The organism is Rhizobium laguerreae (genome assembly GCF_019778565.1).
GTDB classification, from domain to species: Bacteria; Pseudomonadota; Alphaproteobacteria; order Rhizobiales; family Rhizobiaceae; genus Rhizobium; species Rhizobium laguerreae.
On the sequence record NZ_JAAXQT010000007.1, the window covers coordinates 19427 to 31792 of the forward strand.

Sequence of the window (12366 nt, forward strand, 5' to 3'; positions counted from 1 at the left end):
TTTCATCAGTTCTTCGAGGGAATCCGGGCGACCATGCGCAGCGAGGTGGTCAATTCCTCCATCTGCAACCACGGACGCATCCAGGCCACGGCGTTGTAAGCGCCTGGCCTGCCGGGGATTTCCTGGACGGTGACTTTCGCCTCGCGCAACGGATATTTCGCCCGCGACTCTTCGCCTGCGTCGTCATTGGCGTTGACATAGTTGGAGATCCAGCGATTGAGCCAGGCCTCGCAATCTTCCGCCTCCATGAAGGAGCCGATCTTGTCGCGGCCCATGACCTTGAGATAATGGGCGAAGCGCGAGGTCGCCATCATGTAGGGCAGGCGGGCTGAAACGGCCGCATTCGCAGTCGCCTCGGGCCGGTCGTAGAGCTTCGGCTTATGCGCGGTCTGCGCCCCGAAGAATACGGCATAGTCGGTATTCTTGTAATGGCAGAGCGGGAGGAAGCCGAGCTTGCCGAGTTCGGCGTCGCGGCGATCGGTGATGCCGACTTCCGTCGGGCATTTCAGGTCCAGATCGCCGTCGTCGCTCGAGAAGATGTGCATCGGCAGCCCTTCGACCTTGCCGCCGTTTTCCGCCCCTCGAATGGCAGTGCACCAGCCGTTCTTGGAGAAGGCCTCGGTGAGACGGGTGCCCATCACATAGGCTGCGTTCATCCAGCAATAGGAGCCGTGCGAGAGCTCACCGGTCTTGGAACCGCCGGTTTCGTCGAAATTGAACTCCTCGATCGGGCTGGTCTTCGGGCCGTAGGGCATGCGGGCGAGCACACGCGGCATGGCGAGCGTCACGAAGCGGGAATCATCGCTGTCACGCAGGCCGCGCCACTTGGCGTATTCAACCGTCTCGAAGATCTTCTCGAGATCGCGGGGTTTTGCCAGCTCCCGGAAATCCTCGAAGCCGAACATGCGCGGGCTGGCGGCCGAGATGAACGGGGCGAAAGCGGCTGCGGCGATCATCGAGACGCCCTGCAGAAGCTGAACGTCGTCAAACGAATTGTCGAATTCGTAATCGCCGATCAGCGCGCCCATCGGTTCGCCGCCCGGCGTGCCGAATTCGTCTTCATAGACCGACTTGAAGAGCCGCGACTGGTCGAATTCGACGGCCTTTGCCAGATCCTTGGCGACATCGCGCTTGGATGCATTGAGCACGCGGATCTTCAGGTTGGCGCTGGTCTCGGTGTTCTTGACGAGATAGTTCAGGCCGCGCCAGGCTCCTTCGAGCTTGGTGAACTCAGGCGACTGCATGATGGCCGCGAGCTGGCTTGATACCGCCTTGTCGATTTCGGCAATGGCATTGTTCAAGGTGATCGTCAGGTTGCGATCATAGGTGACGGTGCCCTTCAGGGCTTGATCGGTAAGGGTGCGCAGAAGGTCCTGGGCACGGTCGGGCTCGGTCTGGCGGGTCGCCGCAACGACCTTCGAGAGCAGGTTCTCATCAGGCGCGAAGCCTACTTCTTCCTTTGTTTGCAATTGCGTTTCGGCGGTCATCTATCGATCCTTTTTGCGAAAGCAGCGGCCCTCGAAGCATGAAGGGTTCCCTTCAAAAGGGGCCGCTGCCGGACAACGACTCTTCAGGAATGGAGCGCGCGGGCGCGATCGGTCCGCGATCCCAGGTACTCAGTTCAATGCGTCCTTGGCCTCTTCGGCCTTGTCGCCGCCGAGCTGGGCCACCAGCTGCGAGAGATCGGCCTTGTTCTGCAGGATATCCTCCAGCAGGCGCTCGAGCTCTTCGGAGCGGTCCGCCTTGCTCATCAGGTCGCGCAGCTGGTTGCGCGCGTTGAGCAGGGCCTTCAGCGCCGGCACCTGATCGACCACCGCGCCGGGTTCGAAATCGGCCATGCTTTCGAATTTCAGCGAAACGGGAAGCTCGGTTCCGTTCTTCTCGAGAGTGTTCTCGACCGACAGGGTGAGGCCCGGCGTCATGCGGCGCATGACGTCGTCGAAGTTGTCGCGGTCGATCTGCACGAACTTGCGCTCGCCGAACGGCTTGAGCGCCTGCGTAGGATTGCCGGAGAAATCGCCGAGCACGCCGACGACGAAAGGCAGCTCCTTCACCACCATCGCGCCTTCGGTCTCTACTTCGTATTTGATGTGGACCCGCGGCTTGCGAACCCGTTCCAGTTTCTCATGCACACTTGCCATCGAGATTCTCCTTCGTCTCATCGGCGGATTGTCAAATTGAGGATGCTGCGGCGTGCCGCTAACCCCCCTTGTCGGTTACGGGCTGGATACCGGCTGCCGTCAGCACCGCGTTGCGGGTGTTTTGTTCGGGCAGGAGTTCGGCTAGAAGCTCGAAAAAATCCATGCGGCCGCGACGCACCAGCGTCTCGATCGACATGGAGATCGGTGAATGGGGCTCCGCGCGGCGGAAATAGCGCGCAACGGCGATCAGAAGTTCGAAGGCCTCTTCCCGCGAACGAATCGTCTCGGCGCTGACAGGCCGCAGGCGGATAACCTCGGCCCCATCGGTATCGTTTGCCTGCTGCTGCAGCTCGGATTCGTGCGAAGCAGGGGCTTGCGGAGCGGCCAAGGGTGCTTCGATCCCGGCGAGCATCCGGATCGCGGAGGCGGCCTCCTGCAAAACATTGCGTGTATTCGAACTCGGGGGCGCCTGGTCGCCGCAGTGTAGGTCAAGTATTTCGACCATGCGATCGAAGGCGGCGATGCACTCGGTCAGCACGTCGAGATAGGCTGACATCTGAGCGACACCGGCTTCTGCCGCCGCCTGCTGCAATTCCTTGCGCCGTTCGGTTTCGTTCGGCCGCTGCGAAAGCTGGAAATCCCAAAGCGAAAACTGCGCGAATTTTCCGCCCGGGATCAACGATGTCAAACGAATAGCCTGGATGAGCGTTCCTTCGCCGCCGACGCCGTTCAAACCCGCGAAGGGCGCGAACCGCTCCTCGAAGTCACCATCTCCAATCGAATGCAACGCATCGAAATGCTTGTCTAAAAGCGACACGGTTGCGATATAGACATCACGCAATCCTGAGAACCCATGCAACCGCAGCTGCGCTTCCGCGAGCCATGCCAATACTTCTATGTCCTTGCTCCTGGAAGAAAGGATCTGCAATCCAAGATTGCTAACATCGTGCCAAGCAGGTGCAAGCCCAATAGTTTCACCCGGGACAATACTACGTTCGGCTGTACGCGCGGCGTTTCTCGCGTCCTTAATTCTATAGTATATTTCACGTGATACAGTATTAATCCGCACGTTTTCTCCGCACGGGCGATCTTGTTCAAGTGGATCTACAATTTCACGAACGTTCACGCGGTTAAATTCCTCAAAAAACAGAACATACTCCGAAGAATGGTCATTTTGGGCGGCTCATATTCCCTTGTCAACCACAGAAGGATGATGACGGATTTATGACGACTTTCGTTATGCTCATTTTTCAAAATAGAGTCGTTTTTCTTCTGGACAAGGGTTTATGAGCGCCCTAGTTGTTTCTTCGCATCACGAGAGCATACTGAATTTCGACGTAAAGACAGGACTTGCGGATGTCCCATATCGATCTCAATCGTCTGATAAGAACGCTTGAGCCCAATCTACGTGTCGGTCTTGAGACAGCGGCTTCGCTTGCCGTAAGGCATCAGCATGCCGTCGTAGATATCGCCCATTGGCTTCGCTCCCTTCTTGATATTGCAGAGTTTTCAGCCGTTTTCGAAGAGCTCAAGCTCTCCTCCGAGATACTGAGGACGGAGCTCGACGCGGCGATCGCCGACCTGCCGCGGGAAGATGGCGTCTCGCTCGCGCTCTCACCGAACCTGCTTGCCCTTGGACGGGAATCCTTTCTGGTTGCATCGCTGCAATGCGGGCGGAATGTCGTGCTGCTGGCAGATCTGCTTACCGCGCTAATCAACGATTCTGCATTGCGGGCGGTGACGCGCGGCATTGCCCCGTCGATGCGCAATCTGGACAGAGCGACGCTCGACAAGTTGCTGGAAAAGGCGACGACAGGCCCGTCGGAACAGCTTTCCGCACCCGCCGCCTCGTCCGCGAACTTCTCGGGAGACAATCAATTTCTGCGGCTCTACACCCACGACATGACCGCGGACGCCCGTGCGGGGCGAACCGACCCGGTCATCGGTCGCGATCGCGAGCTGCGGCAGTTGATCGATATCTTGATGCGCCGGCGGCAGAACAATCCGATCCTCGTCGGCGAGGCGGGCGTCGGCAAGACCGCGGTGGCGGAAGCCCTTGCGCTGGAGATCGCCGCCGGCAACGTGCCAGCCCGGTTGAAGGACGTGAAGCTGCTGTTGCTGGACCTGAGCCTGCTGCAGGCCGGTGCCGGCGTCAAAGGCGAGTTCGAGCGGCGGCTGCATGGCGTGGTCGATGCGGTGAAGACGTCGCCGGAACCGATCATTCTGTTCATAGACGAGGCGCATGGGCTGATCGGCGCCGGCGGACAGGCAGGGCAGGGCGATGCCGCCAATATCCTGAAACCCGCTTTGGCGCGCGGCGAATTGCGGACGATCGCGGCGACGACCTGGAGCGAATACAAGCGCTTCATCGAAAAGGACGCCGCACTCACCCGCCGCTTTCAGACCGTGCATGTCCGCGAGCCGGACGAAGAAGCCGCCATCCGCATGCTGCGCGGCGTAGCGGAAGGCCTGAAAACCCACCATAAGGTGCGCATCCGCGACGAGGCAATCGTCGCCGCCGTCCGGCTTTCGGCCAGATATCTGCCGGACCGGCAGCTTCCCGACAAGGCGATCAGCCTGATCGATACGGCAGCGGCTGCGGTGGCGCTGGCGCGCCAGACGACACCGGAGGCGCTGAAGTTGCTCGCCGACGAGCGCGATCTTCTGGAAACCGAGGCGAACTGGCTCGCACGCGAACCGGAGACGCCGGAAAAGCGCGCCCGGCTTGGCGAAATCGCAGCGAAGCAACGGGAAATTATTCTGGAGATCGAAGCGCTCCGGTCGAAATTCGACGAAGAAAACCGGCTCGTCCGCGAGGCCGACCGGCTGGAGGAGTTCTTCTCGCCCGACGACGCCGTGGTCCCGCTGGCACCAGCCGACACTACAGGCGACGGCACGAATGTGGCGCCTTTCCCGTCGCAGGCAATGACGGCGGAAAGCGCGCGCGCTGCCCTTGCGGTGACCGAACGGAGCCTGGCGACAGTGGCGGATCAAACGCCTCTGCTGCCGCGCGTCGTCGACAAGGAGATCGTCGCCGCCGTCGTTGCCCGCTGGACCGGCATTCCCGTCGGCAAGCTGCTGTCGGACCAGATCGAGACCGTCAAGACGCTCGATGCCCGTCTGAAGGAGAGGGTGCTCGGTCAGGATGCGGTGATCGAGCGGATCGCTTCGGCCATGCGGGCCGCCCGCGCCGGGCTTTCCGATCCGCGCCGGCCGCCGGCCGTCTTCCTGCTGGTCGGCATGTCCGGCACCGGCAAGACCGAAACTGCGCTTTCGCTCGCCGATATGCTCTATGGCGGCAGCCGGTACCTCACGACCATCAACATGTCTGAGTTCAAGGAGGAGCATAAGATTTCCATGCTCCTCGGCTCGCCCCCCGGTTATGTCGGTTACGGCGAAGGCGGCGTACTCACCGAGGCAGTGAGGCGCAGGCCCTATGGGGTGCTGCTGCTCGACGAGATCGACAAGGCGCATCCGGGTGTCCAGGAAATCTTCTATCAGGTGTTCGACAAGGGAACGCTGCGCGACGGCGAAGGCCGCGACATCGATTTCAAGAACACCACCATCGTGATGACGGCCAATACCGGTTCGGAGATGATCGCCGCACTTGCCGCCGATCCTGACACGATGCCGGAGGCAGACGCGCTCGAAGCGATGTTGTTGCCGGAATTGCAGAAGCATTTCAAGCCGGCCTTCCTTGGCCGCACGACTGTGCTGCCCTTCATGCCGCTCGGCAACGAGACCCTGTCGGGCATCGTCGATATCCAGATCGGCCGCATCCGCGAGCGGGTCGAGGCGACCTACGGCACCAAGCTTTCATTGTCGCCGGAAGCCCGCGACGCGCTGATTTCGCGCGCCCGCACCAGCGAGATGGGCGCCCGCGCGATCGAGGTCATGATCGCCCGCGACCTCTTGCCTGATCTTTCGACGTTCTTCCTCGATGCCGTTGGGCAGGGAAAGAAAATTACCGGGGTCGCCATCGGTTACGACGGCCATCGCTTCGGCCTTGATGCCGAAGAGGCCGCCCCACAGGAATTCGACACGCCGGGGGAAAACCGGTTGTCGGATGAAGTAGCCCCGAGCCGCAAGCGCACTCGGGGAGCAGCGAGAAGAAAGGCAACTACGCCTTAGACGCAACTAGGCACTCAACCGCCAACAGGAGAGCTGACAGCATGCCGATTTATCTTCAGATCGACGGTATCCAGGGGGATGCTACCCACGAACAGCATCGCAAATGGATGGATATCGAAGCCATCCACTGGAATGTAGCCCGCAACATGAACACGTCCGCTGGTTCGGCGGCGAACCGTGAAGCTTCCGAGCCGACCGTTTCGGAAGTGATCCTCACCAAGGTCAGCGACTCCTCGTCGACCAAGCTTTTCCAGGAGGCCTGCTCGGGCCGTACCGGCAAGCGCTCCGTCATCCATCTCGTCACCACGGGCAATCCTGGCGACACCTATATCGAGTATTCCCTCGAAAACACGCTGATCGCCAGCTACTCGATCGACTCCAACGGCGACCGCCCGGTCGAGACGATCAAGCTGAACTTCACCAAGATGGAAGTGAAGTACACGCCTTACGACGACAAGCACTCGCCGCAGTCGCCGATGATCGCCTCTTACGATCTCGCGACCACCAAGGCTGCTTAACATCCGACTGGAAGGGGCGCCGCATCGTTGCGGCGCCTGTTCGCTCCATCGTCGTCGCGGGCTTGAAGGAAGTCTTCCCATGAGCGGATTGGCCATCGATAATGTGAAACTGACGAACTACCATCTCATCGTCGAGGAAGTGTTCGACGAAAGCGTCTTCGGCATGGTCGCGCCCAGCTTCAAGATCAAAGGCGTCAAGGGGGTCGGGACCAGCCATCTTCAGGTGATGCGCAGCGTCTATACGCTCGCCATCGGCGAAGACGTCTATTTCAAAGGCCGCAAGCTACAGGGTTCGCCCGGCGCGCGGGAATTGCTTTCGGAGTTTTTCGAATCGGGAACGCAGCTGACGACCCGCCCGAACGGCCGCACGACGGTCATGCACCGCTACCTCGGCAAGAAGAACATCTTCACGGCCAAGGCGCTGGAGCATTACAAAGCGTCGGTCACGCTGAATTTCCTTCCCATCTATGGCGAGGATCCGGCGCCGACCCGTTTGCTGTATGGCAATCCCGCGGTCACCTTCATCCAGAAGACCGGAGAGCGGCCGATGGCTGCCGCCTATTTCAACGGTAACAACAACCGGCTGGAACTCCTGCATTATTTCGATCGGCGCACCCTTGTCGACGGCTTTTTGAAACGCTTCTCGGAAGCATCCGCCGCTGCCGTAGGTTGAGAGGTCCTCATCGATGAACGATATGTCGTCCGCCGCGGACTTCATCCAGGCGAGCCGAATCCTCAGAATCGTCTCACCGCTCGGTGAGGACCAGCTTCTGCCGGAGCGGGTGACGATCGAGGAAGGTATTTCCTCGCTCTTTGAAATCAGGCTGTCGGCCCGCGCCAAGAAACCATCCGTCAAGCCGGAGGAACTGATCGGCCGGCTGATGGATGTCTCCGTCGAGGTGCAGCAGGGCGAGGATGGCGGCGGCGTGCGTCGGCCGTTCAACGGCCTGGTGACCGAACTCAACGAAGGACCGCCCATCACCCGCGGCCTGCGGTCTTATTCCATGGTGCTCAGGCCGCAGATGTGGCTGCTGTCGCGCCGTTCCGACTGCCGCATCTGGATGGACAAGACCGCGGTCGATATCGTCGAGACGCTGTTTTCCGAGCACGGTATTCCCGCGCCCGATACCTCGGGCGTGATCACGCCGCCGCCACCGCAGCATTATTCGGTGCAGTGGAACGAAACGGACCTTGCCTATCTCACGCGCCGTTTCGAGGAAGACGGCCTGTTTTACTGGTTCTCCCATGAGGATGGCAAACACAAGCTGCATGTGGCCGATGGCGCAAGATCCTGGCTCGGCCCGTCGCCCTCGGCGCAGGGCGAGGGGCGGGTTCGCCTGGCACAGGGCTCGTCCGACCGCAACCATATCAACGAGTGGAGCCGGCGCTATTCCTATGTGCCGGGGCAGCGGGCCGGCGCCGACTGGAACTTCGAGACGCCGCGCATGGTGCCGGGCACCATGACCCCGTCCCTGGTGCAGATGCCCGAGGCCACCAAGCGCGAGCTTTACGAATATCCGGCGCGCATTTCTTCCGTGGCCGAGGCGGAGCGGGCGGAAAAATTGAGGATGCAGGCCTCCGAAGCCGATCACGACCGGGTCTTCGGCGGCTCCACATCCCGCATCCTTGAGGCGGGACGCCGCTTCACCCCCTATGAAGTCGCCCATCCAGATCACGCCTATGAGGAACATGTGGTGGTCAAGGCGGTGCATACCGTCGTCGATCGATCCTACGAAACCAACAGCAACGAGCCGGAATACACGAACACATTCGAGGCGGTGCCGTCGCGGGTGGCGATGACGCCGCATCGCGAGACCAAGCGGCCGCGGATCGAGGGCACCCAGGTGGCGATCGTCGCCGGCCCTTCCGGCGAGGAGATCCATCCCGACCAATACGGCCGCATCAAGTTGTGGTTCCCCTGGGACCGCAAGGCCAAGAAGGACGGTTCCGACACCTGCTGGGTGCGCGTCAGCCAGGTCTGGGGAGGCGGGACCTGGGGCGCCCAGGTCATTCCGCGCATCGGCATGGAGGTGATGGTCGCCTTCGTCGACGGCGATCCCGACCGGCCACTGGTGACGGGCGTGGTCCCCAATCCCAGCAATACGGTTCCTTACGACCTGCCGGCCAACAAGACGCGCATGGTGATGCGCTCGAACACGCACAAAGGCACCGGCTTCAACGAAATGACGTTCGAAGACGAGGCCGGTCAGGAGAATATGTTCTTCCATGCGCAGAAGGACCAGACGACGCGCGTTCTCAACGACCGCACCAAGCGCATCGATCGCCACGAAGTTTCGGCGATCGGCGCCAACCGGACGGTCGAGGTCGGCGGCAACCAGAAACATGAAGTCGGCGGCTCGATGAACACCGTCGTCGGCGGCACCGGGCCGATGGCCATGGCGCTGATGGGGGCGGTGCAGGGAATGGCAGGTCAGACGGCGGGCCTTCTTTCGCAGGCCGGTCAGATCGCCGGAGGTGGCGGGCCCGGAGTAGCGGCCTTTGCCGGGACGCTTGCATCTTCTGCGCTCGGCTTCCTGAGCGCGGCCGGTCTGGGAAGCCGTCAAGGTGTGGTGGCTGGTTCGTCGCCCCGCGCTGATGCGGGTACGGCTCTCGCCGGTTCGGGAAGCGGTGTCGGGGATGCAGCGTCCGGACTTTTCCCGCTTCCAGGCATCATGAATACCATCGTCGGCTCGTTCAAATCCGATACGATCGGTATTGCTCGTGCGGAACAGATCGGCATGAGCAAGGTAACAAATATCGGCCAGACGCAGGTGACCAAGGTCGGAAAAGAGCAACGTACCACGGTCGGCGAGACGATACGCATGGAAGTCGGCCAACTCTTTGACTTATGGACACACCAGAAATTCCTGGGGAGGTCCGAAACCTGGCTGATTAATGCGAATGACAAAATCGTCTTAACCGCACCCGGGGGCAAGATCGAGATCAACAAGACAGGCATTGTCATCAAGGGCCTGCGTATTGACATCAAGGGCAACCAGATCAATTTCTCCAAGGGCGGACCAGGCAAGAGAACCAACAAGGGCTTTGCCGAGGATTGCTCTGAAGCCGGCAAGGCGGAGAAGTCCTAATGACTGCCACCATCGGACAAGCCGCCAAAGATCTGCTTCGGCAGTCGCTTGAAGAGCATCCGGGAGCCCAGCTGTTTGTTCTTCTCGACCCATCGCGCGATACCAAGATAACAACGGTAGCGCAGGGGCTGTCGGAGCGGGCCGAGTGCCTTTACATCGGAAGCGCGCGCCAAGAGTTTGAAGACGACGCTCCCTGGTTGGTTCAGTGTGGCGAGATGGATGGTTTCTCGGACTATCTCGTTGATGAGGGGCTCGGGCAGCATTGGTGTGTTTTTGTTATCAGTGGCGGGTCGTTCGATGATCTTTTTCGCCACTTCAGGCACCTGACCAAGATAAGACAAGTCGACGGGGAGAGCCTGTTTTTCAGATATTACGATCCAGACGTTCTTGGATCTATCCTGCCCTTCCTGACCGGTGCTCAACGAAAATATGTGTTTGGTCCGGCAGCCGCCATGCTCATGGAGGTCGCCGTTGGACCGGCATGTGGCTTTGGCAAGATGCAACTTCGAGAAACCGGCGATATCAATACAACTCTTGTACTGCCTCCGTCGGATGAGGCGCCGTCACCATCGGTACAGGAAGCGACCATCGGGGATCCGTCGGTGTCGCTTGCAAGCATCATGACATTCGATCTTAACGGCGCAGGCGTCAGGCCAGTACTCACCCTGACGCAGGCGCAGCTCGAGGCGCCGATCCTGTTCAACCGTCCGAAACTGGTGGCATCAACCATCGCTTATCTTGAGGAAGACTTCGGTCAGGCAATGAAGGTCATGCCTCCGGTCCTGCTGGCCCAAAATATCAATCACGGCATCGATATCGCCATGAATTACCGGATCTTCGATGTCAGCCATATTCACCTGTTCGTTGACCTGATGATGCGTGTGGCGCCAGGGTGGCACCGTCAGCCCAAGCTGAGGGAAGTCCTCACGCGCGCTGAATTGTCACCAGAGGACAGGTTCGAGATCATGCTCGATCGCCGTTATGACGATGACTGGGAGGATGCCCGACGGTTTGATGATCCCGACGAGTGGATAGGCGCAGAGAACCCGGAGAAGAGGTATGTCTGAGGAATATAACAGCGCGCTTCGGGGTGAGCTATGGTCATCGCTGCAGAAGCAGGCGAAAGACATCGACCCACAGCTTGTGCTCGACATAGCCGGGATATTCGATCCGACGCCAATTTCGGATGGCGCGAGCGTTGCTGTTTCTCTTTGGAAAGGGCAATTTGTTGATGCATTGCTGGGCGGTGCCTCGATGATCCCCTACCTCGGCGATGCCGCTGCTAAGCCGCTCAAGATTGCTCGTAAATATGGCGAGCCGGCGATGAAGGTTCTCGATGGGCTCAACACGCTGCGCAAGGCAAAAACTGCTGACATGATGGAGGCGTTGAAGGCGGTTGAGCCGGGTGCCATCCAGCGCGCGCGAGAGGCGGCAGCGAGGGCCGTCAGGAAAGCTCAGCAGGAAAAACGTCTTGGCTGCAATACCGAGGCCTGCAAGCGCGTTCGTCGTTCGAATATGCCGTCGAAAGGTGGAACCTGGCATCCGCCGAACGCGCGCGAGACCGGAAATGGAACCTGGAACTTCACGGACGAGTATGGGAACCCGAAGTCCGTGACATTCAAGGATGGTTATCCGGACTTCGGGCCGAGTACCTGGGGAGGCAAGGACAATAAGTTCCATCTCGATAATGTCACGAACGATGTCGACAAGGACACTGCAGCCGTGTTGGCACAATACAAGGACGCATTTCCGGGAGGGCAAGCTCCGCGTGGATATACTCTTCATCATATGGAAGACGGCTCGTTGGCTTTTGTAGAAAGTTCAGTCCATAACAATGTCTCTCATTCTGGCTTCCGCTCCATCGAAAAAACAGATGTTTTCTGAGGTATCATGTTCGATCTGAAAGCCATAAATCCCGGTCTTTACGAAAACTGGATGCTCGTTAAGAATGCGCCGCCGGAATTTCACTCGCCGCCGGATCCATCAGCTGTACAGGAACTGGAAACCCTGGCCGGTGGAAAGCTGCCGCAAGACTACAAGGATTTTCTCCTTGAATATGGGGATGTGGGCGGTTCGGTACAGACGGGTGTCCGATACTTTCTCTGCCGATATCCGGACAAGGAAGTCATCGATTCCGATTTTGGGATGATCTCGGGTGCAAGACATACAATAGCGAGCACCAAAGTCCTCTCCAAACCGCATCAGACTCTCGACAATGTCGGTCCGCGCATACCGGAGAACATGATCGCGACCAATATCGACAATTATTGCACTTTCCTGATCGATCTCAGGTCTGACAGCTTTGGCCGTATGTATTATATTTCGGATCTGAAAAAGAAAACTTTCGGAACACCCGGTTACGATTGGGACAATGTAGCCTTCGTCGGCGAAACATTTACCGAATTTATGGCGGGCGTCGGAACGAAGGAAGAGCTCAAGGCCAAGTATCCGAAAGTGAAGGTGCGTTGAAATGGCGATGCAATTTTC

General features: G+C 59.5%; 10 protein-coding genes. 7 read left to right on the top strand and 3 right to left on the bottom strand.

What is annotated here, in order from left to right:
- Positions 1-5: 5 nt before the first annotated feature.
- The 3 genes from tssC to tssA form a co-directional block, all read right to left on the bottom strand.
- Positions 6-1487, bottom strand: a complete 1482-nt coding sequence (gene tssC, locus HFO71_RS21085; RefSeq protein ID WP_168335548.1) for a type VI secretion system contractile sheath large subunit — start codon at positions 1485-1487, stop codon at positions 6-8.
- Between the two features lie 129 nt (positions 1488-1616).
- Positions 1617-2141, bottom strand: a complete 525-nt coding sequence (gene tssB, locus HFO71_RS21090; RefSeq protein WP_168255848.1) for a type VI secretion system contractile sheath small subunit — start codon at positions 2139-2141, stop codon at positions 1617-1619.
- 58 nt (positions 2142-2199) lie between these two features.
- Complete coding sequence (gene tssA / locus HFO71_RS21095; protein ID WP_168335547.1) at positions 2200-3267, bottom strand: type VI secretion system protein TssA; 1068 nt, start codon at positions 3265-3267, stop codon at positions 2200-2202.
- A gap of 230 nt (positions 3268-3497) precedes the next feature.
- Here tssA and tssH point away from each other — a divergent pair, with 230 nt between their 5' ends.
- The 7 genes from tssH to HFO71_RS21130 all read left to right on the top strand — a co-directional run bounded on the left by tssH (position 3498) and on the right by HFO71_RS21130 (position 12348).
- Positions 3498-6272, top strand: coding sequence for a type VI secretion system ATPase TssH (gene tssH, locus HFO71_RS21100; protein WP_168335546.1), 2775 nt, complete (start codon positions 3498-3500; stop codon positions 6270-6272).
- 41 nt (positions 6273-6313) lie between these two features.
- Positions 6314-6790 carry an Hcp family type VI secretion system effector gene (locus HFO71_RS21105; protein ID WP_003575677.1) on the top strand — a complete coding sequence of 159 codons (477 nt, stop codon included), beginning with the start codon at positions 6314-6316 and terminating at the stop codon, positions 6788-6790.
- 79 nt (positions 6791-6869) lie between these two features.
- Positions 6870-7463: a hypothetical protein gene (locus HFO71_RS21110; protein ID WP_105008874.1), complete on the top strand. Its 594-nt coding sequence runs from the start codon at positions 6870-6872 to the stop codon at positions 7461-7463.
- Between the two features lie 13 nt (positions 7464-7476).
- The gene (gene tssI / locus HFO71_RS21115) at positions 7477-9879 is read left to right on the top strand and encodes a type VI secretion system tip protein TssI/VgrG (RefSeq protein WP_168335545.1); all 2403 of its coding nucleotides are present in this window, start codon (positions 7477-7479) and stop codon (positions 9877-9879) included.
- Complete coding sequence (locus tag HFO71_RS21120) at positions 9879-10946, top strand: DUF4123 domain-containing protein (RefSeq protein WP_025397012.1); 1068 nt, start codon at positions 9879-9881, stop codon at positions 10944-10946. Before tssI ends, HFO71_RS21120 begins: the two co-directional genes overlap by 1 nt.
- Entirely contained in the window at positions 10939-11763 is an 825-nt protein-coding gene (locus tag HFO71_RS21125) for an HNH endonuclease (RefSeq protein WP_025397013.1), read from the top strand. The genes HFO71_RS21120 and HFO71_RS21125 overlap by 8 nt, the downstream gene beginning before the upstream one ends.
- Before the next feature lie 6 nt (positions 11764-11769).
- The gene (locus HFO71_RS21130; protein ID WP_025397014.1) at positions 11770-12348 is read left to right on the top strand and encodes an SMI1/KNR4 family protein; all 579 of its coding nucleotides are present in this window, start codon (positions 11770-11772) and stop codon (positions 12346-12348) included.
- Positions 12349-12366 lie beyond the last annotated feature (18 nt).